Annotated in this window: 23 protein-coding genes, 1 tRNA gene and 1 pseudogene; 12 read left to right on the top strand and 13 right to left on the bottom strand. The window is 66.3% G+C overall.

Annotation, left to right across the window (positions count from 1 at the left end; genetic code table 11):
* Positions 1 to 43: 43 nt before the first annotated feature.
* Positions 44 to 1,030, top strand: coding sequence for an SPOR domain-containing protein (locus Q4G14_RS06485; protein ID WP_303360918.1), 987 nt, complete (start codon positions 44 to 46; stop codon positions 1,028 to 1,030).
* A gap of 3 nt (positions 1,031 to 1,033) precedes the next feature.
* Here the strand turns inward: Q4G14_RS06485 and Q4G14_RS06490 are convergent, their stop codons facing one another.
* The 3 genes from Q4G14_RS06490 to Q4G14_RS06500 all read right to left on the bottom strand — a co-directional run bounded on the left by Q4G14_RS06490 (position 1,034) and on the right by Q4G14_RS06500 (position 4,149).
* Entirely contained in the window at positions 1,034 to 2,053 is a 1,020-nt protein-coding gene (locus Q4G14_RS06490; protein ID WP_303360919.1) for a hypothetical protein, read from the bottom strand.
* Between the two features lie 122 nt (positions 2,054 to 2,175).
* Positions 2,176 to 3,081 (bottom strand): RNA polymerase sigma factor RpoH, encoded by a 906-nt coding sequence (gene rpoH, locus Q4G14_RS06495; RefSeq protein WP_303360920.1) that lies wholly within the window; start codon positions 3,079 to 3,081, stop codon positions 2,176 to 2,178.
* A gap of 42 nt (positions 3,082 to 3,123) precedes the next feature.
* Complete coding sequence (locus tag Q4G14_RS06500) at positions 3,124 to 4,149, bottom strand: RluA family pseudouridine synthase (protein ID WP_303360921.1); 1,026 nt, start codon at positions 4,147 to 4,149, stop codon at positions 3,124 to 3,126.
* Between Q4G14_RS06500 and Q4G14_RS06505 the strand changes: the two genes are divergently transcribed.
* A complete protein-coding gene (locus Q4G14_RS06505) occupies positions 4,148 to 4,456 on the top strand; it encodes a DUF6476 family protein (protein WP_303360922.1) in 309 nt (102 codons plus the stop codon). The genes Q4G14_RS06500 and Q4G14_RS06505 overlap by 2 nt on opposite strands.
* Here the strand turns inward: Q4G14_RS06505 and Q4G14_RS06510 are convergent.
* Positions 4,447 to 4,701, bottom strand: coding sequence for an accessory factor UbiK family protein (locus Q4G14_RS06510; protein ID WP_303360923.1), 255 nt, complete (start codon positions 4,699 to 4,701; stop codon positions 4,447 to 4,449). The two genes, Q4G14_RS06505 and Q4G14_RS06510, sit on opposite strands and share 10 nt — an antisense overlap.
* A gap of 114 nt (positions 4,702 to 4,815) precedes the next feature.
* On the opposite strand from Q4G14_RS06510, the gene lgt reads away from it, so the two are divergent.
* The 7 genes from lgt to Q4G14_RS06545 all read left to right on the top strand — a co-directional run bounded on the left by lgt (position 4,816) and on the right by Q4G14_RS06545 (position 11,345).
* A complete protein-coding gene (gene lgt / locus Q4G14_RS06515) occupies positions 4,816 to 5,670 on the top strand; it encodes a prolipoprotein diacylglyceryl transferase (protein WP_303360924.1) in 855 nt (284 codons plus the stop codon).
* A complete protein-coding gene (locus Q4G14_RS06520) occupies positions 5,667 to 6,725 on the top strand; it encodes a class I SAM-dependent methyltransferase (RefSeq protein ID WP_303360925.1) in 1,059 nt (352 codons plus the stop codon). Before lgt ends, Q4G14_RS06520 begins: the two co-directional genes overlap by 4 nt.
* Positions 6,718 to 7,473 carry a peptidoglycan editing factor PgeF gene (pgeF, locus tag Q4G14_RS06525; protein ID WP_303360943.1) on the top strand — a complete coding sequence of 252 codons (756 nt, stop codon included), beginning with the start codon at positions 6,718 to 6,720 and terminating at the stop codon, positions 7,471 to 7,473. The genes Q4G14_RS06520 and pgeF overlap by 8 nt, the downstream gene beginning before the upstream one ends.
* A gap of 41 nt (positions 7,474 to 7,514) precedes the next feature.
* Entirely contained in the window at positions 7,515 to 7,856 is a 342-nt protein-coding gene (locus Q4G14_RS06530) for a zinc ribbon domain-containing protein YjdM (RefSeq protein ID WP_303360926.1), read from the top strand.
* 106 nt (positions 7,857 to 7,962) lie between these two features.
* Positions 7,963 to 9,162: an acyl-CoA dehydrogenase gene (locus Q4G14_RS06535; protein WP_303360927.1), complete on the top strand. Its 1,200-nt coding sequence runs from the start codon at positions 7,963 to 7,965 to the stop codon at positions 9,160 to 9,162.
* Complete coding sequence (locus tag Q4G14_RS06540; protein ID WP_303360928.1) at positions 9,155 to 10,309, top strand: CaiB/BaiF CoA-transferase family protein; 1,155 nt, start codon at positions 9,155 to 9,157, stop codon at positions 10,307 to 10,309. Before Q4G14_RS06535 ends, Q4G14_RS06540 begins: the two co-directional genes overlap by 8 nt.
* Before the next feature lie 238 nt (positions 10,310 to 10,547).
* Entirely contained in the window at positions 10,548 to 11,345 is a 798-nt protein-coding gene (locus Q4G14_RS06545) for a hypothetical protein (protein ID WP_303360929.1), read from the top strand.
* Between the two features lie 71 nt (positions 11,346 to 11,416).
* Here Q4G14_RS06545 and opgC read toward each other — a convergent pair whose 3' ends face one another.
* From opgC to Q4G14_RS06585, 8 genes are all read right to left on the bottom strand, one after another.
* Positions 11,417 to 12,550 carry an OpgC domain-containing protein gene (opgC, locus tag Q4G14_RS06550; RefSeq protein ID WP_303360930.1) on the bottom strand — a complete coding sequence of 378 codons (1,134 nt, stop codon included), beginning with the start codon at positions 12,548 to 12,550 and terminating at the stop codon, positions 11,417 to 11,419.
* A gap of 4 nt (positions 12,551 to 12,554) precedes the next feature.
* The gene (gene mdoH, locus Q4G14_RS06555; RefSeq protein WP_303360931.1) at positions 12,555 to 14,666 is read right to left on the bottom strand and encodes a glucans biosynthesis glucosyltransferase MdoH; all 2,112 of its coding nucleotides are present in this window, start codon (positions 14,664 to 14,666) and stop codon (positions 12,555 to 12,557) included.
* The gene (locus Q4G14_RS06560; RefSeq protein WP_303360932.1) at positions 14,663 to 16,216 is read right to left on the bottom strand and encodes a glucan biosynthesis protein; all 1,554 of its coding nucleotides are present in this window, start codon (positions 16,214 to 16,216) and stop codon (positions 14,663 to 14,665) included. The genes mdoH and Q4G14_RS06560 overlap by 4 nt, the downstream gene beginning before the upstream one ends.
* Positions 16,217 to 16,360: 144 nt before the next feature.
* Positions 16,361 to 18,610, bottom strand: coding sequence for a phosphoenolpyruvate--protein phosphotransferase (gene ptsP, locus Q4G14_RS06565; protein WP_303360944.1), 2,250 nt, complete (start codon positions 18,608 to 18,610; stop codon positions 16,361 to 16,363).
* A 58-nt stretch (positions 18,611 to 18,668) separates the two neighbouring features.
* Positions 18,669 to 19,925 carry an aspartate kinase gene (locus tag Q4G14_RS06570; protein WP_303360933.1) on the bottom strand — a complete coding sequence of 419 codons (1,257 nt, stop codon included), beginning with the start codon at positions 19,923 to 19,925 and terminating at the stop codon, positions 18,669 to 18,671.
* A 98-nt stretch (positions 19,926 to 20,023) separates the two neighbouring features.
* A complete protein-coding gene (locus tag Q4G14_RS06575; RefSeq protein ID WP_303360934.1) occupies positions 20,024 to 20,425 on the bottom strand; it encodes a DUF1178 family protein in 402 nt (133 codons plus the stop codon).
* A gap of 21 nt (positions 20,426 to 20,446) precedes the next feature.
* Positions 20,447 to 21,643, bottom strand: coding sequence for a 3-deoxy-D-manno-octulosonic acid transferase (locus Q4G14_RS06580; RefSeq protein WP_303360935.1), 1,197 nt, complete (start codon positions 21,641 to 21,643; stop codon positions 20,447 to 20,449).
* 18 nt (positions 21,644 to 21,661) lie between these two features.
* A tRNA-Cys gene (locus Q4G14_RS06585) sits at positions 21,662 to 21,735 on the bottom strand.
* A gap of 158 nt (positions 21,736 to 21,893) precedes the next feature.
* Here Q4G14_RS06585 and Q4G14_RS06590 point away from each other — a divergent pair.
* The 3 genes from Q4G14_RS06590 to Q4G14_RS06600 are packed head-to-tail and all read left to right on the top strand — an operon-like array spanning position 21,894 to position 24,870.
* The gene (locus tag Q4G14_RS06590) at positions 21,894 to 22,547 is read left to right on the top strand and encodes a protein-L-isoaspartate O-methyltransferase (RefSeq protein WP_303360936.1); all 654 of its coding nucleotides are present in this window, start codon (positions 21,894 to 21,896) and stop codon (positions 22,545 to 22,547) included.
* The gene (locus Q4G14_RS06595) at positions 22,547 to 23,932 is read left to right on the top strand and encodes a TolC family outer membrane protein (protein WP_303360945.1); all 1,386 of its coding nucleotides are present in this window, start codon (positions 22,547 to 22,549) and stop codon (positions 23,930 to 23,932) included. Before Q4G14_RS06590 ends, Q4G14_RS06595 begins: the two co-directional genes overlap by 1 nt.
* A gap of 23 nt (positions 23,933 to 23,955) precedes the next feature.
* Entirely contained in the window at positions 23,956 to 24,870 is a 915-nt protein-coding gene (locus Q4G14_RS06600; protein WP_303360937.1) for a hypothetical protein, read from the top strand.
* A 330-nt stretch (positions 24,871 to 25,200) separates the two neighbouring features.
* Here Q4G14_RS06600 and Q4G14_RS06605 read toward each other — a convergent pair.
* A pseudogene (locus Q4G14_RS06605) lies at positions 25,201 to 25,892 on the bottom strand (IS5 family transposase); the annotation flags it as partial.
* Positions 25,893 to 26,010: the final 118 nt, after the last annotated feature.

Raw genomic sequence — 26,010 nt, forward strand, 5'->3', positions numbered from 1 at the left:
GCTGGGCGTGTTGGGGCGTGTGTGCGGAATCATCTTGGCGGCAATGGCTGTGTGCTGGGGCGTGGCGGCTTGGGCTGAACCACGCCCGGCCGAAATGCCGCCGCCTGATTTTGCCGGTGCGCAATATATCGACAGCCGTGGCTGCGTCTTTCAGCGTCAGGATGGCCGCTGGCGCGCGCGGCTGGGACCGGATGACCAACCCGTTTGCGGTTTCCCGCCCTCGACCGCGATGCGCCGCACGGTTTCTGTGGTATCGGCGGGTTTGCCCCGCATCCCCGAACCCGCGCCGGTCAGCCCCGAACAACGGCTGATGGCCACGCTTGCGGCTGGCCTGCGCGATGGCGAACTGACGGATGATCGTGCGCAGCGCGAAGAAATCCGTCCTGCCGCCCCGGCACCGCGCCCCTCTGGCGGCCCCTTGGCCGAACTGGATGCGATGGTCGCCGCCGCCCCCGCGCTGCGCGCCGATATGACCGCCGGGCTGCGCCCGAACGACCGTCTTTGCGATTTGCTGGGCTATCAGGGGCAGGGGCGGCGCTTGCCGACGTTGGGTCATGACGTGACGCAGGGCTTTTGCGCCGGCATGACCGCGCCGGAACTGGCACCCATGCCCACCACCGCCAGTCGCATCGCCCGCACACAGGCGGCTGCCCCCACGACAACGGCGCACCCCGCCGCCACATCCGCTGGCCCTGCACCATCAGCCCCGCCGCGCCAGACGGCCGCGCCGCAACGCGCAGCCGCCAAACCAGCCCCGGCGCCGCAACCGCGCCCGCAGCAGAGCGCCCCGGAAATGGTGCCCGCCTCTGCCCGCTATGTGCTGATTGGCCGCTTCACCAACCCGACCAGCGCCGATGCGACGATCACCCGGCTGAGCTCGTTCGGCTATCCCGTGTCCCGTGGCAAATCTCGGGTGAATGGGGCTGAGGCGGTCGCGGTTCTGGCCGGTCCGCTGCGGGATCGTCAATCCGTGATCGCGGCGCTGAACGACTTGCGCGCGCGCGGTTATCGCAGCGCAGTGGCGCAGTGACCCTTAACCGCAGATCTGCTGCAATCCCTGCCACTGCGGTTCGGTCAACAGCGGCACGGTAATCGTGCCGGGCCGGATCGGATCAGCCTCGATCAGCCCCAGCACCGTTTCGCCGCTTGGGTCCAATGATCGCGCATAGGGCTGGCTGGAAATGCCCGCCGCCGTAAACGCGGCAAGCATTATCTCATCATCGGGGCGCGGGGCAGGGCGCGACAAGATCTGCTCGCCATAACCGGCCAGCGCCCCCTTGGGCAATTGCCCCGAAGTCAACAGCATCAGCGCCGCCCGCGGGCCAGCATATTGCAAGGTCTCCAACAGCACATCATGGTCCGAAGTTTCCAGCGCAGCGGCCAGCAGATGCCCGGCCAGCGCATCAACCGAAGAATCCCCGGCGATCACGTTATTCCCGATCACGAATATTTCGCCTGGCAAACGCCGCGCGCCGGTGATCTGCGCTGGCACAACCAGCACACGCGCGCGCTGCCCCAACAGACGCGGCCCCAGATGTGCCAGAACGGCATCACCCCCATCGCGGTGACATGCCGCCCCGGTGGATCGCTCGATCTCGGTCAGAACCTGGCGCCCGATTTCGGCAGCCTGCGCGGGCGGCGCGATCCGGGCGGCGTGGCGCACCAGTGCATTTGGCAGCCACAACACCGCTGCCAGCAGCATTGCCACCGCTGCCAGCGCGGTCAAACCGCCGCGAACCCGCCCCGGATGAGCGCGCCGCGTCTCGATCGCTTTATGCACCCGCTCGATCGCGCCGATCATCAGCTCATCGTCGATTTCCAACCGCTCATCGCGGCCTTCGCCACCGGGGCCATAAACAGCAGGCAAACGACCGGGGTTCAGCCGAGTCACCGCAGGCAAAGACCAATGCGACAGCGGCGTTTCGGATTTCGGGTCTTTCAGGATCAGCGTGGCATCACCAACGGAAACCACCACCTCACGCGCCCGCGCCTCTGGCGTAACGCGCCAGTTGCCAGCCGCTTCCAGCCGTTCGAATTCCGTCAGCGCCGTCATGCCCGCAAGGTCTTTCGCCCCGTCATCAACCCCGCCCCGACCATAACCAGCCAAGGCGCGGGGTCAATCGGGCGCCGCCAGCCGCTTCCTGTTTGCTTAAATACGCACCTTCGGGCGCGACCTCAGTCGGATTCGGGAACGCTCATGCCCTTGTCGCGGGCCAGAACGCGCATCCGGTCCTGCAATTTTTCAAAGGCGCGAACCTCGATCTGGCGGATGCGTTCGCGCGACACGTCATAGCGGCCGGACAGGTCCTCCAGCGTCATCGGGTCGTCGCGCAGGCGGCGCTCCATCAGGATGTCGCGTTCGCGGTCGGTCAGCACGTCCATCGCCTGAACCAGCATTTCGCGCCGGGTGCCCAGCTCGTCCGCTTCGGCATAGGATTCGGCCTGATTGGCGTCTTCATCCTCCAGCCAGTCCTGCCATTGTGCGGTCGATTCGCCATCCCCCGACCCGACCTGAGCGTTCAGCGAGGCATCGCCGCCCGACAGGCGGCGGTTCATGTCGATGACCTCTTGCTCGGTCACGTTCAGGTCATGCGCGATCTGGGCGACGTTTTCGGGGCGCAGATCGCCTTCTTCCAGCGCGCCGATGCGGGATTTGGCCTTGCGCAGATTGAAGAACAGCTTTTTCTGCGCACTGGTCGTGCCCATCTTCACCAGCGACCACGACCGCAGGATATATTCCTGAATCGAGGCCCTGATCCACCACATCGCATAGGTCGCCAGCCGAAAGCCCTTTTCCGGGTCGAACCGCTTGACCGCCTGCATCAGACCGACGTTCGCTTCGGAAATCACCTCGGCTTGCGGCAGGCCATAGCCGCGATAGCCCATGGCGATTTTCGCCGCCAGCCGCAGGTGCGACGTGACCAGCTTGTGCGCGGCGTCCTTGTCTTCGTGATCGACCCATGCCTTGGCCAGCATGTATTCTTGTTCCGGTTCCAGCAGCGGAAAGCGCCGGATTTCCTGAAGATAGCGGTTCAGCCCCTGTTCGGGGCTGGGTGCGGGAAGACTGGTATAATTGGCCATGACAACAACTTTCGCGGGTGGGTTCTTAACGCAGAAGGGCGGTTATGGTTCCGGTTCGCGCAACACAGCCAGCAATGCAGCCATATCAGCGGGCAGCGGGCTGTCAAATTCCAGAGGCGCCCCCGTCACCGGATGGGCAAAGCCAAGATGTGCCGCGTGCAGCGCCTGACGCGGGAAAGCCGCAACCGCCGCCGCCGCCCCGCCCAGTGACCGGACCGAAGCCCGACGCGACCCACCATAGACCGGATCGCCGATCAGCGGCAGGCCGCAATGTGTCAGATGCACGCGGATTTGATGCGTGCGCCCGGTTTCCAGACGGCATTCCACCAGCATGGCGGCGGGCGGAGTGCCAAAGGGTTCGATCATCCGCGCCCGCGTCACCGCGTGTCGCCCGCGGTCAAAGAACACCGCCTGCCGCTGCCGGTCGCTGGCGTGGCGATCCAGCCGGGTGGTGATGCGCAGCACGCCGCCGTCTTCGAAGGCCGTGCCGGGCAGGCCGCGCAGGCGGGCGTCGGCGGCGTCGATCACCCCATGGGCCAGCGCCAGATAGCGGCGGGCCGCCGTGTGCGCCTCGAACTGAGCGGCCAGACCGTGATGGGCGCGGTCGGTTTTCGCGGCGACCAGCAGGCCCGAAGTGTCCTTGTCGATGCGATGCACGATGCCGGGCCGCCGCTCGCCGCCGATGCCCGACAGGCTGTCGCCGCAATGGGCCAGCAGCGCGTTGACCAGCGTGCCGTCGGGGCTGCCGGGGGCGGGGTGAACGACCATCCCGGCCGGTTTGTCGATCACGATCAGGTCATCGTCCTCGTAGGCGATGCTCAGCGGGATGGCCTGCGGGCGGGTTTCGACCGGCTCGGGTTCGGGCAGGATGATGCGCAGGTCCAGCCCGCCGGTGATGCGGGCTTTGCCGTCGCGCATCGGGCCATCCGGGCCGATGACCGCGCCATCGGCGATCAGCCGCGCCAGACGCGACCGCGACAGGGCCGCATCCTCTGGCACTGCGCTGGCAAGCGCCTTATCAAGCCGCTCGGGCGGTCCTTCGGGGATGGTAACGAAAAGGTCGGGCATGGCTGACGATCATAACGACTGGCGCGAGACGGCGAAAGCCGTGCCGGAGCTGAGGTTTCTGCGAATGCTGGTGACGGCGCTCGGCGTGGTCATGGGGCTGGGGATGATCGCCATCGTGGCGATCCTGTGGCTGCGGCTTGGCAGCGGCACGCCTTTGCCGGACCTGCCGGCGCAGATCGCGCTGCCCCAGGGCGAAACCGCCGCTGCCGTCACTTTTGCCCGCGACTGGATCGTGGTGGTGACGGACAGCGGGCAGGTTTTGCTGTATGACCGGGCGGGTGCGCTGCGCGACAGCACTCAGCCCTGATCGCCACCCTTGCCGTCCAGCGCGTCCAGCCGGGCGCGCAATTCGGAGTTTTCGGCCCGCGCCTTGATCGCCATTTCGCGCACGGCCTCGAATTCTTCGCGGGTGACGAAATCGCGCTCCGCCAGCCAGCGGTCGATCCATGATTTCATGGCGGTTTCGGCCTCGGTCCGGGCGCCCTGCGCCACGCCCATGGCGTTGGTCATCAGCTTGGACAGGTCGTCGAAGATGCGGTTTTGCGCGCTCATGTCGTGGTCCTTTCACGGTTTGCCGTGATATGGGGCGCGGGCGAGGCGTGGTCAATGGCGCGGGTTGACACGGCCCGCCGCCGCCTTATCCCTTCACCGATACAAGGAGCCGCGATGATCCCCTTTCCCGACATTTCCCCCGATCTTGTCACGATCCGCATTGGTGACTGGGCCTTTCCGATCCGCTGGTATGCGCTGGCCTATCTGGCCGGGCTGCTGATCGGCTGGCGGGCGATCATCGCCATGATGCGCCGCCCGGCGATCTGGGGCGGGCAGGCGCCGATGCGGCCCGAACAGGTCGATGACCTGCTGACATGGGTTATTCTGGGCGTGGTCATCGGCGGGCGGCTGGGGTTCGTGCTGTTCTATGAACCGGCCTATTATCTGGCCAATCCGGCGCAGATTCCGATGGTCTGGCAGGGGGGCATGTCGTTTCACGGCGGCTTTCTGGGCGTGGTGATTGCCGCTGCGCTGTATGCCCGCGCGCAGGGCATCGCGCCGTTGCGGCTGGCCGATTCGCTGGCGGTGGTCGCGCCGGTCGGGCTGTTCTTTGGCCGCATTGCCAATTTCATCAACGCCGAGCTGTGGGGCCGCCCGACCGATGTGCCCTGGGGCGTGATCTTCCCCGGCGAGGCGGCGCAGCACTGCCCCGGCATCACCGGCCCCTGCGCCCGTCACCCCAGCCAGTTGTATGAGGCCGGGCTGGAAGGGCTGGCGCTTGGCCTGATCCTGCTGCTGCTGGTGCGCGCGGGCGGCTTGCGCCGTCCGGGGCTGGCGCTTGGCGTGTTTCTGGCCGGCTATGCCGCCGCGCGCATCTTTGTCGAGTTCTTCCGGCAGGCCGATGCCCAGTTCATCACCCCCGACAACCCGTTGGGCCATGTGGTTGCGGGGCTGTCGATGGGGCAGATCCTGTCGCTGCCGATGCTGCTGATCGGGCTGTTCTTCATCTGGCGTGCGCGGGTGGCATGACCCCGCTGGCCGCGATCATTGCCGGGCGTATCCGCGCCCAGGGGCCGGTGACGCTGGCCGACTATATGCAGACCTGTCTGCTGCACCCCGATCATGGCTATTACGCCACCCGCGATCCGTTCGGCCGGGCGGGGGATTTCGTGACCGCGCCGGAAATCCACCAGATGTTCGGCGAGCTGTGCGGGCTGGCCCTGGCGCAGGCGTGGCTGGATCAGGGCTGCCCCGCGCCCTTTACGCTGGCCGAGGTGGGGCCGGGGCGCGGCACGCTGATGGCCGATGTGCTGCGCGCCATCCGCGTGGTGCCGGGCATGGCCGAGGCCGCGCAGGTCACGCTGATCGAGGCATCGCCGCATCTGCGGCAGGTGCAGCGCGACCGGCTGGGGCAGATCGCGCATCTGGACCACGCCGACGATCTGCCCGACCAGCCGCTGTTCCTGATCGCGAACGAGTTTTTCGACGCGCTGCCGATTCGGCAGTTTCGTCACAACGGGCAGGCATGGGCCGAAACCATGGTCACTCTGGATGGCGACCGGCTGGCCTTTGCGCTGTCGCCGCCGGTGCCGCTGGCGCATCCGGGTCGCGCGGGCGAGGTGCGGGAAATCTGCCCCGCCGCGCCGGGGATCGTGGCAGCGATTGCCGGGCGGATCGCGGCGCATGGCGGGGCGGCGATCCTGATCGACTATGGCAATTGGGACGGGCAGGGCGACACGTTTCAGGCGCTGCGCGATCACACCCCGGTCGATCCGCTGGCCGAACCGGGGCTGGCCGATCTGACGGCGCATGTCGATTTCGCCCCGCTGGCGCAGGCGGCCCGCGTGGCCGGGGCGCAGGTGTCGGCGATGGCGACGCAGGGCGACTGGCTGCTGGCGCTTGGCGCGGCGCAGCGGGCCGCGCGGCTGGCGGCGGCGGGGGACGAGGGGGCGGATGCCGCGCTGAAACGCTTGACCGGCGCGGCGGAAATGGGACAGTTGTTCAAGGTGCTGGCCATCTGGCCACAGGGCGCGCCCCCCGTCCCCGGAACAAAGGTGCTGGACGAGGATGCAGACAATGCTTGAAATCCTGACTCATCCCCTGTTGGGGGGGCTGCGGCACGGGTTCTTTACCCGCAAGGGCGGCGCGTCATCGGGGTTGTATGCGGGGCTGAACTGCGGTCGCGGCTCGGGCGATCTGGCCGAGATCGTTTCTGTCAACCGCCGCCGCGTGGCCGATGCGATGGGGGTGGCACCGGGCGATCTGGTCACGGCGCATCAGGTGCATTCGCCCGATGTGGTGACGATCCGCGACGGCGACGACCCCGAACAGATCGCGCAAGTGCAGGCCGATGCGCTGGTGACGGCGCGGCCCGGTATTGCGCTGGCGGTGCTGACCGCCGATTGCCAGCCGGTGCTGCTGGCCGACCCCGATGCCGGAGTGATCGGGGCGGCTCATGCCGGGTGGAAGGGCGCGATGGGGGGCGTGCTGGATGCCGTGGTCGCCGCCATGCGCGCCGCCGGGGCGGAAAACATCCGCGCCGTCATCGGCCCGACGATCAGCCAGCGCGCCTACGAGGTCGGCTGGGATTTCATGGAGGAATTCACCGCCGACGCCCCCGAAAACGAACGCTTTTTCGCAGGCGGCCCGAACGGCAAGCCGATGTTCGACCTGCCCTCTTACGGGCTGGCGCGGCTGCGCGACGCGGGCGTGCAGGCGGAATGGAGCGGCCATTGCACCTATTCCGACGAGGCGCGCTTTTTCAGCTTTCGCCGCGCGACGCATCGGGGCGAAAAGGACTATGGCCGCCTGATTTCGGCCATCGCGCTGTAGGCAGTCTGGCCTTGGCCCGGCGGCGGGGCTATGCTGCCTGTATGAGCGATACCTTGCCCCCGTGCCCCGCCTGTTCCTCGGTCCATACCTATCAGATGGACGCCCTGCTGGTTTGCCCCGAATGCGGCCATGAATGGCAGCCCGGCGCGGCCGAAGATGATGTTGCGCAGGTGCGTGACAGCGTGGGCAATGTTCTTGCCGATGGCGATACGGTGACGGTCATCAAGGATCTGAAGATCAAAGGTTCGTCGCAGGTGGTCAAGGTCGGCACCAAGGTGCGCGGCATCCGTCTGGTGGACGGCGATCACGACATCGACTGCAAGATCCCCGGCATCGGCCAGATGGGGCTGAAATCGCAATTCGTGAAAAAGGTCGCCGACTAGGGCAAACGCCGCACACCGGCTTGATTGACGGGCTGATCCCGGTCGGCCTATTCCTTGGCGCAGATACGTCAGCCGACGATCAGCCGACAAAATAACAGGAGGTCTCATGTCCAGCAAATCCCACAAAGGCGGTCCTTTCAACTGGGAAGACCCGTTCTTTCTGGACGACCAACTGTCCGAAGACGAACGCATGGTCCGCGACAGCGCCGCGGCCTTTGCCGCCGACCGGCTGGCCCCGCGGGTGGAAAACGCCTATCTGAACGAACAGACCGACCCGGAAATCTTCCGCGAGATGGGGCAGGCCGGGTTGCTGGGCGTCACCGTGGACGAAGAATTCGGCGGCGTCGGTGCGTCTTATGTCGCCTATGGTCTGGTCGCGCGCGAAATCGAACGGGTGGACAGCGGCTATCGCAGCATGGCCTCGGTTCAGTCGTCGCTGGTGATGTTCCCGATCGAGGCTTACGGATCGGACGAACAGAAACGCCACTACCTGCCGAAACTGGCCAGCGGCGAATTCATCGGCTGTTTCGGGCTGACCGAACCCGACGCCGGGTCCGACCCGGCAGGCATGAAAACGCGGGCGAAAAAGACCGATGGCGGCTATGTGCTGAACGGGTCCAAGATGTGGATCTCGAACGCGCCGATTGCGGATGTGTTCGTGGTCTGGGCCAAGTCCGAGGCGCATGGCGGCAAGGTGCGCGGCTTTGTGCTGGACAAGGGCATGAAGGGCCTGTCCGCGCCCAAGATTGACGGCAAGCTGTCCTTGCGCGCCTCGATCACCGGCGAGATCGTGATGGAGAGTGTCGAGGTTCCCGAAACCGCGCTGCTGCCGGGGATCGAGGGGATGGGCGGGCCGTTCGGCTGTCTGAACCGCGCCCGCTATGGGATCAGTTGGGGCGCGATGGGGGCCGCCGAAGATTGCTGGTTCCGCGCCCGTCAATACGGGCTGGACCGGCATCAGTTCAACCGCCCTCTGGCCGCGACACAGCTGTATCAGAAAAAGCTGGCCGATATGCAGACGGAAATCGCGCTTGGGCTGCAAGCCTCGCTGCGGGTCGGGCGGCTGTTCGACGAGGGCCGCTTTGCGCCCGAAATGGTGTCGCTGGTCAAGCGTAACAACTGCGGCAAGGCGCTCGACATCGCGCGCATGGCCCGCGACATGCATGGCGGCAACGGCATCCAGATCGGCTATCACGTCATGCGCCACGCGGCCAATCTGGAAACAGTGAACACCTATGAGGGCACGCATGACGTGCACGCGCTGATCCTTGGCCGCGCGCAGACCGGGATCGCCGCCTTTGGCTGAGGCGCCGCTGAAAGGGCTGCGCGTCGTCGAACTGGCGCGCATTCTGGCCGGTCCGTGGATCGGCCAGACCTTGGCCGATCTGGGCGCCCAGGTCATCAAGGTCGAGGCCCCCGAGGGCGACGACACCCGCCGCTGGGGCCCGCCCTTTATCGAACGTCCGCGCATGGATGGCAGCACGGAACAGGTGGCGGCCTATTTCCACGCCGCGAACCGGGGCAAGACCTCGGTCATATGCGATTTTGGCAACTCCGACGATCTGGCGCGGCTGCGGGCGCTGATCGCGGATGCCGATGTGGTGGTGGAAAACTTCAAGCTGGGGGGCCTGCGCAAGTTCGGGCTGGATTACGACAGCCTGTCGGCGCTGAACCCGCGTCTGGTCTATGCCTCGGTCACGGGGTTCGGGCAAACCGGGCCGCGCGCGGCGCAGCCGGGCTATGATTTCCTGATCCAGGGCATGTCGGGCATCATGGATCTGACCGGCGACCCGGCGGGCGAGCCGCAAAAGGTCGGCGTGGCGTGGATCGACATTTTCACCGGGCTTTATGGCGTGATCGCGGTGCAGGCGGCCTTGGCCGAACGCGAACGATCCGGGCGGGGGCAGCATCTGGACCTGTCGCTGATGGATTGCGCCGTGGCGGTGCTGGCCAATCAGGCGACGAACTATCTGCTGGGGGGCGTGGTGCCGCACCGGCTGGGCAATGCGCATCCCAATATCGTGCCGTATCAGGTGTTTGCGGCGCAGGATGGGCATATCATCATCGCCTGCGGCAATGATCGCCAGTTCGCGGCGCTGACCCGGTTGCTGGGCCTGCCCGATCTGGCGGCGGACCCGGATTTCGCCACCAATCCCGCCCGCGTCGCCAATCGCGACCGGCTGATCCCGATCCTGTCCGCCGCGACAGAGCGGCGGACCCGCGCCGATCTGATCGCCGCCTGCGAAGGCGCGGGTGTGCCCGCCGGGCCGATCAACACCGTCGCCGAAGCCATCGCCGAACCGCAGATCACCGCCCGCGATCTGGTGGTGTCGCCCGAGGGCATCCCCGGCCTGCGCACGCCGATCCGGCTGTCGCGCAGCCCGCTGACCACGGATCGCGCCGCGCCCGCCTTGGGCGAAGGGGTATGGGGCTTTGCCCCGCGCAAGGGCTGATCGCCGTTAACCGCCCGGCCACGCCCAAGGCCGCCACGACCGCTGACTTGGGCGATCATGCGATCCCGTATGCGCAGGCGGGTGCGGGCATTGCAACAGGGCGATGACGTGTTGAACGATCATGCGCCCCAAGGGCTGCAAGCTTGCCGGCTGCCCCTGTGATTGCTCACTGCCGTCTTGTAACCCCTCGTCATTACCAGCATGACTGCGATCAACCTTTCTCAACCCCAGCCCATACATGATCCCTTTCGCCCCGCCATCGCTGGAATTCGTTCTGATCCTTTTGGGTTGTCTGGCCGCAACGCTGGTCTGGATCGTCTGGCTGCTGCGGCTTGCTTTTTTCCGCAAGGCAAGGCGGCGCATGGGGGCAGGGCAGGCTCTGGCATTTGCGTTGCTGACCGGCATCGGCTGCTCTTTCATATGGTCCGCCTATGCGTTCCAGCGCGCCTTCGCGGCCTATCAGGCCGATAACCGCGAGAAATACCGTCCGGTTCTTGCGCAAGACCGGCGGCTGGGTGGCATTGATATGCCGGCAGGCACCGCATTGGTGCTGGGGATCGCCGGACAGGTCGAGTCGTTCAACCGGGCTGATTTCCCGCACCCGGTCCTGATCGCTGGCGTCCAGACTTTGCGCGTCGAGCGTTACCTTGAGATCCAGACGGATGAAAACCACCGCAGGACGGGTTTTACGCCCAAGAGCCTGCGTCTGACCGGATTGGGCGAAAGCCGGCAAGAGGGCTGGCTTTGTGACGCCGCCGCGACGGTCGCCCTGGCGACACATGCCGACGGCAGCGTCAAGGCGATGGCAAGCTGCACCGCTGCGGCCGGGAACCTCGTCGAGGGCCAGCCTTTGCCAGAGGGGGCCGAGATCGTGGCGACCCAAGGCGCGCTCTATCCAGACGGTCGCCGCGGGTCGGATCGCTGGCTGATCCACCTGCCGCCAGAGGCGAGGCTGCAAATCCACGGCAGCGAACAGCAAGGTGGCGCGCTGTGGCTGGATGCAGAACGCAAAGTCGTCGAGCAGTTTCCGCCTTAGGTCGCCAGACGCTTATCCCTGTTCCCCTGGCATGTCGTTCCAATGCTGTTTCATGGCATTGCGCGGCCGGGTCATCCTTTGTTTCCAAATGGTATCCAGTCTCCGGCGTTCCAGCGCGGGGCCAGATGCGTCAGCCACCACCACGACATCCACCACAGCACCGCCATCACCCACAGGTCGATGACCAGCCGCTGGCCGATGCTTTGGCCCGGCGGGGTCATTTGCAGCGCGTCGCCCAGAACCGACAGCAGCACGCAGATGATGAACGACCACAGCCCGCCGCGCCCGATGGTCTGCAAGGCCCGGCCCGGCCCGGTATCCGCCAGCCGCGCCATCGCCCCCGCCAGCGGCACCGCCACCAGCCAGCTTGCCGCCATGATCGCCAGATAGCGGGTGCCGTCCAGCGGCCATTTGTTGATCTCGCCATAGATCAGCGTTAGCGCCTGACGCAGGGGCAGGGCAGGCTCGCCGATCCTCATGGCGATGATGATCGTTACGCCAAAGCTGAACATGATGGCCGCCAGCACCGTCAGCAGCCGCGCATGGGGCATCAGCACCGGCATCAGCCGGGCGCGGAACAGCCCCATCGCCACGCCGGAATAGAACAGCATCTGCCAGCCAAACGGATTGAACAGCAGCCCGCCGGTGTTGTGGTTGGGGATCAGCGGGTTCAGCACCGGCGCGAACCACCACAGCAACAGCGACCCGGCCGCAAAGCTGAGCGGCGTGCGCAGCAGCACCGGCACCAGCAGCGGGGCCGAGGCCAGCAGCACGACATACACCGCCAGCACATCCAGCAGGTTCGGTTGCAGCCACATTGTCGCCAGCACGCCCAGATAGCCCAGCGGCTTTTCGATGATCCATTCGGCATAGGCGTTCCAGATCGCGGTATGGGGCAGGTTCAGCGCCAGCAGCAGCGCCGACAGCAGCGCCATGATGATCCCGCCCGCCACCAGCGCGCGCCAGACCTGAAACGCCCGCCGGGCAAAGCGCCATTGCGCCGCGCGGCGGCCCTGACGGGTTTCCACCGACAGCCAGACCAGCCCGACCAGAAAGCCCGACAACAGCACGAACAGCTCTGCCGCGTCAAAAATGCTGAAATTGGCCAGCGTCAGTCCGCGCAACGGGGATACCGGCATATGGTCCAGCATGATGCAGACCAGCGCATAGCCGCGCAGCATATCAAGGGCGATCAGCCGCTTCATGGCGCTACTCCGGCAACCGGCTCCAGCGATCCAGCAGCGCGGGCGTGGCGATCATGGCCAGCGTCTCGGGGCGGTCCAGAAAGGACAGCGCCTCGGTGCGGGTGGCAGCATGGGCGATCTTGGCCTCGGCGGTGATGGCTGGCAGGCGCTGTGCGGCACCTGCGGGCTGGGGTTCGGTCAGCAATGACAGGTGACGGGCGAGGGCGTCGGCATCCTCGCCCAGCCTCAGAACCGAGGCATCGCCCGCGACGGGGCGGGGCAGGTTGCGGGCAATGGCCACCGCATCGGCCAGAATGGCGGGGGTGGCGCGTTCTTCGGGCGTGACCAGCAGGCCGCGCATCCGCGCCCAGCGGCCAAACACCGGGCTGGCCGAATAGCGCGAGGTAAAGGGCGACAGGATCAGCCCGGCGACGATTGGCGACAGCCAGATCAGTTGCGCGGGCGAAAACCATGCCAGCACCGCCAGCGTGCCCAGTCCTAGGGCGACATGCGCCCAGTGATGCCGCAGCACATAGCCCCAGGAAGGCATATGTCCGGCGCGGTGCTGTGCCTCCCACCCGCTGTCGCGGCCGCGCAGGATGTCCCAGATCTGGCGGGTCTGGATCAGCATCTGCACCGGCGCGATCAGGGCCGACAACAGGATTTCGAACAGGGCACTGGCCAGCAGGCGTCGCTTGCCGCCCGCATCGCGCGCCAGAGGTCGCCACCACGCGCGAAAGGTCGCGATCAGCTTGGGCACCAGCAAAAAGGCCATGGCGGCGATGAACAGCCACAGCATCCGGCGGCTGTCGAACACCGGCCAATCGGGAAAAAGCTGGTAATAATCGGGGAAATAGGCGGGCGTGGACAGCAGCACCCAGCCCGACAGCATCAACCCGACAAGGATCAGCCCCAGCCACAGCGGCGACATCAGGAACCCAAGAACGCCGATGATGAAATGCACCCGGCTGATGCCGCGCAACCCGCGCATTCCCAGCAAGCGCAGGTGTTGCAGGTTGCCCTGCGCCCAGCGGCGTTCGCGGGTGGCCATATCCAGCAGGGTCGGCGGGCAGCCTTCGTAACTGCCGCGCAGATCGTGATCCAGCCGCACCTTCCAGCCCGCGCGGCACAGGGCCGCCGCCTCGACGAAATCGTGGGACAGGATGGTGCCGCCAAAGGGCGGCTTGCCGGGCAGGCGCGGCAACCCGCAGGCGGCGGCAAAGGCGCGGCTGTTGATGATGGCGTTATGGCCCCAGTAATTGCCGGTCTGCCCCGACCACGCCGCCACGCCGCGCGCGATCGTCGGGCCGTAAACCCGGCCTGCGAACTGCACCACGCGGGCAAAGATGGTTTCGCCGCCGACCAGCATCGGCATGGTCTGGATCAGCCCAAGGCCGGGGTCGGCCTCCATCCGGGCGGACAGGCGGGCGATGGTGTCGCCGGTCATCACGCTGTCGGCGTCCAGCACCACCACCTGATCGTAGCGCCCGCCCCAGCGGCGCCAGAACTCGGCCAGATTGCCGGATTTGCGGTCGGTATTTTCGGCCCGGCGGCGATACCAGACCGGCAGCGGCGACATCTCGCGCGCGGCGGATACGGCCAGCGTTTCATTCACCGCCACCGCCGGGTCGCGGCTGTCGGACAGCACAAAGATTTCCGCCCGCCCGCCAAGGCCCGCGCGATCCAGATCGCGGGCAAGGGCAACCAGCAGGCTGATGCTGGTGGCGGCGTTTTCGTGATAGACCGGCATCACCACCGCCAGCCGTGCCCGGCCCGGCGCGCCCTGCGGATCATGCGGGCGCGCCGCGAACAGCCCGGCCAGCATGGAACAGAAGGAAAAGCCGACCCATGCGAATGTCGGCGTGAACAGCGCCAGCAGGGCGATCTGCAACGGCATCGGCTGGTCGCCGAAAGCGTCCAGCATCACCAGAAAGCCGGTAATGGTAATCGCCGCCGCGCCGCCAAAGGCCAGCAGCCGCGCAACCCATGTGCGCCAGCTTTCGCGCCAGCGGGCAGGGGCGCTGCGCAGCGGCGGCGCGCTGAAATCCTGCACCGGCATGTCCAGCGGCGATTCCGGCGGAACCGCAGGCAGGTGGCGCAGCTCGGTCGCGGCCATATCAGGGGCGGCGTTTGTCATACCGACCAGCGCGCCATCCAGGTTTCGCTGAGCGCGGTGCCCTCGGGGTCGGTCAGCGTGGCGCGCAGATCGGTCATCCGGGCGTCGCGCGGCTCGAACTCAAAGGCCAGCCGCAGCACGCCTTCCGCGACCAGCGGCTTGAGATAGGCATGAACCACCTCGCCCGACGAAGTGTTGACGGCGATCTGCGGCAACTGATCCTGAAACGGCGCCAGATCATAGTCGATGATAAAGCTGCGCCCGGTGGGGCTGTTGATCGACTTGCCCGCCCGCGTGCCGCGCACCTGCGCCACCGGACCCGAGCTTTGCACCAGCGGCGCAAAGACCAGACGATAGCTCCAGTCAGCGCGCTGCCCGGCTGTCAGCGGCGATTTGGGCTGCCAATAGGACACGATATTGTCGTTGAATTCGTTCTCGACCGGGATTTCGATCAGGCGCACCACGCCCTCGCCCCAATTGCCGATGGGTTCGATCCAGGCCGAGGGGCGCAGTTGATAATGTGCCTCGGCGTCCTGATAGTCGGCAAAGGAGCGGGCGCGTTGCTGCAAGCCAAAGCCGGTGGGGTTGCGGTCCACAAAGGATGCGATTTGCAGCGCCTTGTGGTTGGACAGCGCCCGCCACAGATCCTGACCCGCGCCGGTGCGCATCGCCAGCCCGTCGCTGTCATGCACGGCGGGGCGGTAATCATCGACGCCCGCGCGGCTGGCCGGGCCGAACCAGAACATCGAGGTCAGCGGCGCAATGCCCACCCCGGTCACATCCGCGCGCGGGAACAGCGCCATCCGCACCCGGATCACCGTTTCGGCCCCCGGCGTCACGTCGAACTGAAACGCGCCTGCCAGCGATTTGCTGTCCAGCATGGCATAGATGCGCACCGATTCCGCGTCGGGGGCGGGTTCCTCGATCCAGAAATCGGTGAACAGGGGAAATTCCTCGCCGCGCGGGCTGCCGGTGTCGATGGCAAGGCCGCGTGCCGACAGGCCATACAGCGTGCCGCGCGCGACGGCGCGGAAATAGGACGCGCCCTGAAACACCAGAAATTCGTCGCGCACATCGGGCCGGTTCAGCGGGCAGCGCATCCGAAAGCCCGACCAGCCCATCTTGCCCACCGTGTCCAGATCGGCACCATCGGGGAATTGCGAGGGGTCGAACTCCAGCAGATGCGGATCAAAGGGGATCGGCACGACCACGCCTTCGCGCAGCAGATTGATCTGAATCGGCTCGTAAAAGATCGAGCCGGGGGCCAGCAGGTCCAGCCCAAAGCGGGGGTGCCCGGCCAGCGGATCGGCATCGCGGCGGAACCGGATGGCGCGATACTGGTCATAGTTCAGATTGGCGAAACTGCCGACCTGATCCGCCACCGGCTGAGTATAGGGCGCGGCGGCCCGTTCAGCGGTCAGGGTGGCCAGGGCGTCGAAATCGAACAGGCTGGCGGCGGCACCAGCATCTTCGGCCTGATCGGCATGGGCGGCTGGCGCGGCGGCAAGGGTTGCAGCGGCGGTGGCGGCGGCCAGCGCACTGGCCGAGGTCAGGAAATCACGACGATCCAAGGCTATTTGTTCCACTGAAAAAACCGGGTTATCATAGGGTTGTCGCCGCATCGCAGCAAGCCACTTTCGCAGCGGGGGCCGGTGCCTGCGCTCTGGTGCCGATGCGTGGGCCGCTACAGGCGGAACATCGCGCATCGGCGCGTGTCAGCTTTGGCGGCTCAGCCACGCTATGACGCGGGGGCGCAGGTTCGATTCGCCCGCCTCGCGGCCCCGGTCGATTTCAGCCCGCAGATCGGTCAGCGAAACGCGGCGGATCAGATGCTTGACCGGCCCGATCGAGGCCGGGCGCATCGACAGCCGCCGGATGCCCAATGCGGCAAGGGTCAGCGCCTCGATCGGGCGGCCTGCATCCTCGCCGCAGAAGGACAGCGGCACATGCGCGTCGTTACAGCGGGCGACGATCTGCGCGATCAGATCCAGAAAAGCGGTGGACAGCGTGTCATAGCGCCGCCGCACCCGTTCGTTTTCGCGGTCCGCCGCAAAGAAGAACTGCTTCAGATCGTTGCCGCCAATCGAGATGAAGTCGCACATCTCATAAAAGCGGCGGGGCGCAAAGGCCATGGACGGGGTTTCCAGCATCGCGCCCACGCGGATGTCGGCGGGGATGGGGCGGCCAAGGCGCTGTTCGCGGGCCAGTTCCTCCATCAGGATGCGGTGCGCCTGTTCGTATTCGCCGATCTCGGCGACAAAGGGGAACATGACATGCAGCGGCCGCCCCGCCGCCGCGCGGATCAGCGCCTGCAACTGCATCCGCAGAACGCCGCGCTTGTCCAGCCCGACGCGGATCGCGCGCCAGCCCATGGCGGGGTTGGGTTCGTCATGCGGCTTCATATAGGGCAGAACCTTGTCTGACCCGATGTCCAACGTGCGGAACATCACCGGCTTGCCCTGCGCGTTATCCATGACGCGGGCGTAAAGCCCCGCCAGCTCGCCGCGTTGCGGCACGCGGCTGCGGATGAGGAACTGCAATTCGGTGCGGAACAGCCCCACGCCTTCGGCCCCCGATTCCCCCAGCGAGGGCAGGTCGGCCATCAGCCCGGCGTTCATATACATCTGCACCGTGTTGCCCGCCGTATCCATCGCGGGCAGATCGCGCAGCCCGGCATAACGCTGCTGCGCCTCGGCCTGCATGGCCATCTTGTCGCGAAAGGCGGTGGCCACGGGTTCCTCGGGGCGCAGATGCACGCTGCCCGCATCGCCATCCACAAGGATCAGGTCGCCGTTCAGCGCCTCGGACCCGATGCGGCCTGCATGAATGACCAGCGGGATCGCCAGCGCACGCGCCACGATGGCGGCGTGACTGCCGACCGAGCCTTCCTCCAGCACGACGCCTTTCAGCCTGCGCCCATATTCCAGCAATTCGGCCGGGCCGATGTTGCGGGCGATCAGGACCGGGTTTTCGGGCATCTCGGCGCCGGTGTCGCTGCCTTGGCCGGTCAGAATGCGCAGCAGGCGGTTGGCCAGATCGTCCAGATCGTGCAGCCGGTCGCGCAGATAGGGATCGGCGGTGCTTTCCAGCCGGGCGCGGGCCTGCGACTGTTCCTTTTCCACCGCAGCTTCGGCCGACAGGCCCAGGTCGATGTCTTCGTCCATGCGGCGCAGCCATGACCGCGAATGCGCGAACATGCGATAGGTTTCCAGCACCTGCGCGTGATCGCCCCCGCCCTCCATATCGGCATCGGCCAGCAGCGAATCGACGGTGCGGCGCAGTGTGGTCACGGCGTCCAGCAGACGGGCCTTTTCGCGGTGCGGATCGTCGCCGACCGGGTTGGCGATGACCACGCGCGGCTCATGCAGCCAGACGCGGCCTTCGGCGGCACCTTCCTGAACGCCGGTGCCGCGAAACATCTGCGGAAAGCGGTGGCTGGCGGGCAGGGAATCGGCGTTGCTGCCCTGAAACGCGCCCAGTTCGGTCATCTCGGCCAGAACCATGGCGACGACTTCGAGGCCATATACCTCGTCTTCGGAAAACTGCCGCGCCTCGCGCGATTGCACCACCAGCACGCCCAGCTTTTCGCCAAGCCGCTGAATCGGCACGCCCATAAAGCTGGGGAACACTTCCTCGCCGGTTTCGGGCATATAGCGAAAGCCGGGTTCCGAGGGCGCGTCGGCGGTGTTCACATGCCGCCCGGTGCGGGCCACGCGGCCGACCAGACCTTCGCCAAGGCGCATCCGGGTCTGGTGAACGGCCTCGGCCCGCAGCCCGCGCGTGGCGCAGAGTTCCAGCGTTTCCGGGTCACGGAACAGATAGATCGAACAGACCTGACTGCCCATGGAATCGGCAATGTCATGGGTGATCTGGTCCAGCCGTCCCTGACCGTCGCGGCGGGCAGAAAGCGTGTCGCGCAACCGTTGCAGCAGCTTGCGGGAATCGCTGTCCTTGCGGTCCGCCATCATACCCCCATCGCACCCGGAACAGCCGCGGCGCAGTCACACCGCGGCGCGGGTCCGGTCAGGCTTGATCCAATTCAAAGGCATCATGCAGCGCCTGCACGGCCAGTTCCATATATTTGCGGTCGATCAGAACGGAAATCTTGATCTCGCTGGTGGAGATGACCTTGATGTTGATATTTTCATCAGCCAGCGCCTTGAAGGTGCGGGCGGCCACGCCGGAATGGCTGCGCATCCCGATGCCGACGACCGAAACCTTGGCCACATCGGTATCCACCGCCAGATCGTCATAGGCGATCCTGCCGTCGGCCTTGGCCTCTTCCATGGCGCGTTTGGCGCGTTCGACCTGGTTGATCGGCACCGAAAAGGTCATGTCCGTGACCGATCCGGGGTGATCGTCGTAATCCTTTTCGGAAATGTTCTGAACGATCATGTCCACGTTCACGCCCGCATCCGCCAGCGGCGCAAAGATCGCGGCGGAAATGCCGGGGCGATCCTCGACCGTGACCAGCGTGATTTTGGCTTCGTCGCGCGAATAGGCGACGCCGTTGACGACCTTCGATTCCATGATCTCATCCTCATCGCAGACCAGCGTGCCCGAATTTTCGTCGGTTTCCTCGAACGAGGACAGCACCCGCAGTTTTACGTTAAAGCGCATCGCCAGTTCGACCGAACGGGTTTGCAGCACCTTGGCGCCAAGGCTGGCAAGTTCCAGCATTTCCTCGAAGGCGATCTTGTCCAGCTTGCGCGCCTTGCGGCTGATGCGCGGGTCGGTGGTGTAGACCCCGTCCACATCGGTATAGATGTCGCAGCGTTCGGCTGCAAAGGCGGCGGCAAAGGCGACGGCGGTGGTATCCGACCCGCCGCGCCCCAGCGTGGTGATGCGCCCGTCCGGCCCAAGGCCCTGAAAGCCCGCGACCACGGCGACCTTGAATCCTTCGGCGAATTTCTGGTCGATATTGGCGCGCGGAATATCCACGAATCGCGCGGCCGAGTGCTGCGCCGTGGTGTTGATCGGCACCTGCCAGCCCTGCCAGCTGCGCGCCGGAACGCCCATTTCCTGCAAGGTCAGCGCCATCAGCCCGGCGGTCACATTCTCGCCCGAGGACACCACGGCGTCATATTCGCGCGCATCAAACAGCGGCGAGGTCTTTTCGACCCAGCCAACCAGTTCGTTCGTCTTGCCCGACATGGCGCTGACGATGACGATCACGTCATAGCCGCGTTCCACCTCGCGCTGCACCTTTTGGGCAGCGTTCTTGATGCGATCCAGATCAGCGACAGACGTGCCGCCGAATTTCATCACCAGAAGCGGCATTCAATGGCCCCCCGCCAGCGTGTTTCGATTATCCGCGCGGCTTGTATGGTCGGGGGGGCGAAAGGGCAAGGGGGAAAGCCCGGCCGCGCGGCCCTGCGTCAGTTGGTCTTTTGGCGCGGGATAAAGGGCAGCGGCGCGACAGGCACGCCTTCGTCGATCAGCGCGCGGGCATCCTGTGCCGTGGCTTCGCCGTGGATGGCGCGATGCGGCGCGTCACCGTGGTGCATGGCGCGGGCTTCGGCGGCGAATTGCGGGCCGACGTAATCCGAGTTCGCCTCGACATGCTGGCGCAGCCTGTCCAGCGGCGACAGGTCGTCGCTGGCGATGCGGGCCTTTTCCGTGGGCACGGCGGGGGCCATCAGCGCCTTGTCCACACGGGCCGATCCGCAGATCGTGCAGGCGATCTGACCCGCATCCCGCATCGCGTCGAACCCGTCAGACGAACGGAACCAGCCGTCGAAATCATGGCCTTTGTCGCAGCGCAGATCATAGCGGATCATCGGGAAACGGTCTCCTTCCCGTCATATATCGGGGCTGCGCGCGCCGTGTGCAAGCGCGCTGATCCGCGCCAGCAGTGGTTCGGGATCGCCCGCGTTCGCCGTCAGCAGGGCGCGCGCTGCGCCGCCCATGGCACGGGCGCGGGCCGGATCGCGCGCCAGTGCCGTCACCGTGGCGGACAGATCGCCGCCCACGGCCAAGGCCGCACCGGCGGCATCCAGCGCGGCATAGGTATCGGCAAAGTTCGACAGATAGGCCCCGTGCAGGATCGCGCAGCCATGCGCCGCCGGTTCCCACGGCGTATGCCCGCCCCGGTCGATCAGCGATCCGCCGACCAGCACGATCCCCGCGCGATCATACCACAGCGCCATTTCGCCCAGGGTATCGGCCAGCAGCAGATCGCCATCTTCGCCGCGCGAACGCCGGGCCAGCGTCAGCCCGCGCTCTGCCGCCAGCGTGGCGATGGCATCGGCGCGGTCGGGGTGGCGGGGGGCAAGGATCAGCCGCAGCCCCGGCACCTGCGCGCGCGCCGTCATAAAGGCGTCCAGCACCGGGCCGTCCTCGCCCTCGTGGGTCGAAGCGGCCAGAAAGGTGCGGTCGCGATCCGGCGAGGGGGCAGGCGGCCGGACGGCGGCGGGGCCAAGCAGCTTCAGATCCAGCCGAGGCAGCAGCGCGGCGGGCGGCAGGCCAAGCGTCAGCAGCCGCGCCTGACTGGCAGCATCCTGCGCCGACAGGCCATCCAGCCGCGCCAGCACCGGCCCGATCAGCCCCGGCAGCCGCCCCCACCGCGCCGCCGACCGCGCCGAGATCCGCGCCCCGGCCATGATCTGCGCCACGCCCCGCTGCGCCAGCAGGGCCGAGCGGTTGGGCCAGAATTCCCCCTCGATCGTCAGTTGCACGGCGGGGCGGACAGCATCCAGAAACCGCGCCACCGCGCCGGGGGAATCAAACGGTGCCAGCCGCGCCGCCAGCCCGCGCTGCCGCGCCAGATCGCGGCCCGTGGTGCTGTTGGTGGTCACAATCACGCGATGATCCGCCGCCAGCCGTTCTGTCAGCACCCGTGCTGAATTCAGCTCGCCGACCGAGGCCGCGTGAATCCAGACCGAGGCCGGGGCAGGGGGCGTGTCCAGCGACAACCGCTCGCGCCAGGTGGCGTTGCCCGCCAGCACAGACAGCCGCAGCGCGGCTTCGGCGATGCGGGTTGTCGCGGCATAGATCATGGCAAAGCCCGGAGAATTTGGAGGTGGGTACCGGAATCGAACCGGTCTTCACGGATTTGCAATCCGGTGCGTAACCTCTCCGCCAACCCACCGTCCGTCGAGGTTCCGCACCGATAAAGGATCGCCGCGCAACCTGCAAGCCGACAATCGCCAAATTGCCTGCCGCGCGCCACCAAGAGGCGAACCGGCGTTGCCCGTCCGCGTGAATCGTGCCAATAACCGGATGATACGCCGTAGAAAGGTTTCCGCGATGCCCGATTTCGCCGCGCGCCGCTTGATGATGGTGGATAATCAGGTCCGCCCAAATGATGTCACGAAATTCCCGGTGATCGAAGCGATGCTGAACGTCCCGCGCGAGGAATTCGTGCCCGACACCCGCCGCGATATCGCCTATTCCGGTGAAAATGTGGATATCGGCCGTGGCCGCGTCCTGCTTGAGCCGCGGACCCTGGGCAAGATGGTCGACGCGCTGGACGTGCAGCCCACCGATCTGGTGCTGGATGTGGGCTGCGGCCTTGGCTATTCCACGGCGGTTCTGGCGCGCATGGCGCAGGCCGTGGTCGCGCTGGAACAGGATGAGGAACTGGTGGCCGAGGCCGAAACCCGGCTGGCGCAGGCTGGCGTCGATAACGCCGCCGTCGTGCATGGCACCCTGTCGGCGGGCTGCGAGGGGCAGGCCCCCTTCGACGCGATCTTCATCGGCGGTGCCGTCGAAACCGTCCCCGAGGCGCTGAACGATCAGCTTAAGGAAGGCGGGCGTATCGTCGCCATCTTTAATGAGGGGAACCTTGGCGTCGCGCGCATCGGCTATCGTCTGAATGGCCGCATCAGCTGGCGCTTTGCGTTTAATGCCCACGCGCCGTTACTGCCGGGCTTTGGTCTGCCAAAAGGGTTTGCTCTGTGATCCGTATTCGTCATTTCGCCGGGCTGGCCGTTGCTGGCCTGATCGCCGTTACCGCCACTTTGCCCGCGCGGGCCGAGACGCTGGCCGATGCCATGGTCGCGGCCTATCGCCATTCTGCGCTGATGGATCAGAACCGCGCCGTCCTGCGCGCCGCGGATGAGGATGTGGCAACCGCCATTTCCGCTTTGCGCCCGGTAATTCAATGGGCTGCGTCGCACACCTATCGTTATGTCGAGGGCGGGACGGAGCAGAATACATCCGCGCTCAGCCTGTCGGCGCAGATGGTGCTGTTCGATTTTGGCCGCAGCCAGTTGGCCATCGACATCGCCAAGGAAACCGTCCTTGCCACGCGAGAGGCGCTGGTGGGGGTCGAACAGGACGTGCTGCTGGGTGCCGCGCAAGCCTATTTCGAGGTGTGGGCCGCGCGGGAACAGGTCGCGCTGCAAGCGAACTCGGTCCGGGTTCTGGCGCAGGAACGGCAGGCGGCGCAGGATCGGTTCGATGTGGGTGAAATCACCGTGACCGACGTGTCGCTGGCCGATGCGCAACTGGCGGCAACCCGCGCGTCGCTGGCGTCAGCCGAAGGCGATCTGGCCAGGGCCGAGGAAAGCTATCGCACCGCGACGGGCCGCGCGCCCGGCCGGTTCGGCACGCCGCCCGCTGCGCCCAAGCTGCCTGAATCGGTCGAATCGGCCCGCGCCATCGCACAGCGCACGCATCCCACGATCCGCCAGCTTCAGCGTCAGGCGGCGGCAGCGGAACTGGGCGTCGCGGCTGCGGTGGCCGAACGGAACCCGACGGTCAGCGGCTCGGTCGGGCTGTCGTCGCAGAACGCGCCCACCGGATTTGGCAACAACACCACGACCGGCGGTGCCAGCGTTGGCGTGGAAATGTCGCAGACGATCTATTCCGGCGGGCGGCTGTCGTCGGTGCATCGCAAGGCGATGGCGCAGCGCGATCAGGTGCGGGCCGGCTTGCTGAACGGGGCGCGCACGGTCAGTCAGGCCGTGGGCACGGCGTGGTCTTATATCGACGTGGCTCAGGCGCAGATTCGCGCCATCGACCAACAGATCCTTGCCGCGCAACAGGCATATGACGGTGTGCGCGAAGAGGCCCTGCTGGGTGCCCGCACGACGCTGGACGTGCTGGACGCCGAACAATCGCTGCTGTCGGCGCGGGCTGACAGAATTTCTGCTCAGGCCAATCTCCAGTTAGCACATTATCAACTTTTGGCCGCTATGGGTTTGCTGACGGTAGAAAACCTTCAGCTAGGGATTCCGACATATGACCCATCCGCATATTACAAGGCCGTGCGCGAAGCGCCCTACACCAGCAGGCAAGGCGAAAATCTGGATCGCGTTCTGCGCGCGATCGGTCGCGACTGACCGCCTGAACACGGGGGTGGGCCATGAATGACATGACCCACCCCAATTCGGCCGCCCGGATCTCTGACGACATCGGCGATGTGCTGTCCGCTATCCGCCGCCTGATCGCCGAGGATGAGGCGTTTGCCGATGGTGCCGCGCCTGATGCGGATGCAGCCCCGGTTGGCGATGGTGATCTGCTGGCGCATCGCTATGGCGGCAACGCCGCCTTGGCGCGGCGTTTCGCGGCCCCGCATCGCCTCGAAGACGCCGTGGCCGATTCGCCCGCTGGTGCTGCCCATGCACTGCACCCGTTCGAGGTTGAGGTGATGTCTGATTCGCCCGCCCCCGCCCCCGCGCCCGCGCTTGCCGCTGCCGAAGATGCGCCCGACAGCGCCCCCTTGCGGCTGAGCGCGGCAGATCGCATTCCCCCCCAGGCCGAGGCTGGCAAAGACACCCCGCCCGCTGCGCCGCGTCGCAGCCGCTGGTCGCGCATCGGCCTGCCTGTCAACCGCCGCGCCGCCGCCCGGACCCTCGCCCAGCCAGTCGCCGAAACCCCGGCCCCCGAAGCGGTGCAGCCTGCCCAAGCGCAATTCCTCGAACCGCTGTCGGTCGAAACCACCGCTGCGGTGGACGTGCTGGCCCTTGATGCCGCCGCAATCCAGTCATCAGCGGCGGCAGAGGCCACGCCTGCTATGGCCGACCCTGATCCCGTGATTGTGGAGGGTGACGAGGCTGAACAGCCGCTGCCCGCAGTTGCCGGGCCTGCGTCATCGGACCTTGATCTTGCCTTAGGGAATGACGCAGATGACGCCGGTCAGGCGCTGCGCGAAATGATCCGCGACATCGTGCAACAAGAACTGCACGGCGAGCTTGGCCAGCGATTTTCCCGCAACCTCCGCGCCGTCATCCGCCGCGAAGTTCTGGCCGCAATCGAAGACAACTTCGACCGTAGCTGATCTGGCAATATGAAGCACACAGCAAAACCAGCGCATCCACCCGGTCGCGCTGGTTTTCTGTGTCAGCGGGGCAGGGGGCGTCCTGTGTTGATCGGGGCGTGCCACCATCTCGATCATGTCACGGCCTGTGGGTTTCATGGTTCCCTGATTGATGATGATATGATTCGCTGCTGGTGAGGCAGATATGGGGCTCGCAGATGGGCAAACCACATCCGATAGAGCTACGCGAGCGGGTCGCCGCGTTCGTCGACGAGGGCCACGGGCACCGCGAGGCGACGCGGCACTTCCGGGTTTCGCCGAAATTCGTCAACGAACTGATCAAGTTGCGGCGCAGGCGCGTATCCCTTTGTCTTTCCATGCTTCTCTGAACCAGTCGGCGTCATGGCCGCGATCGCCGCCGCAACCAATCGACATCCGGCAGGCTACTCAACAACGCCCGTGCGCCGATATGGTCGCTGACCTGACCGGCGGTGACGAACAGGTTGAGCGGTCGGCCATGGCTGTCGCAGATGGCGTGCAGCTTGGTGTTCATGTCGCCCGTTCTCGGGAAAACAGTCCCCCGGACTGTTTTCTGATCCTCGAACTCCGACCAATCAGGCGTCCCATTCCGGGGGCTTACGCGGCTGCACTGCAGCCACGGTCCCCCTCCATACCCCTTTTTGACGCCCGGACTGGACGCCGTTCGATGGGCCTTCAGGCAGGTGGCGTCGATCATCACGGTCTTCTTCTCGCCGTGCCCGGCAGCTGGCCCCGCCATCATCTTCGCGAAGACGCCCTTGTTCGTGGTCTCTCTCGGACCAATGGCGTTCAGCCACTCACCTCCAACGCTTCCAACGGTTGCAGAGCGTCTTGTGTGGGCCGTACGCACTCGGTGCGTCGCGCCACCTTAAACCATTGCGATTGAAGAAGATAATCCCACTCAACACAGGCCGGTCATCGACGCGCGGCTTGCCATGGGACTTCGAGAAGAAGGGCTGCAGACGCGCCATCTGCGCGTCAGTCAGCCAGAAAAGATCGGACATGTTCACCGCTCGGTTTTCGAACCGTGAATCGCGCCGTCAAGAGAAAATCAATGGGGCTTGACCCTAGGGCCTGTTGACGTTTGAGGCTTCCCCAATCGGGTTCTGTCTGATTCAAGCT

The sequence above is a fragment of the Paracoccus sp. (in: a-proteobacteria) genome (assembly GCF_030538755.1).
Lineage (GTDB): Bacteria > Pseudomonadota > Alphaproteobacteria > Rhodobacterales > Rhodobacteraceae > Paracoccus.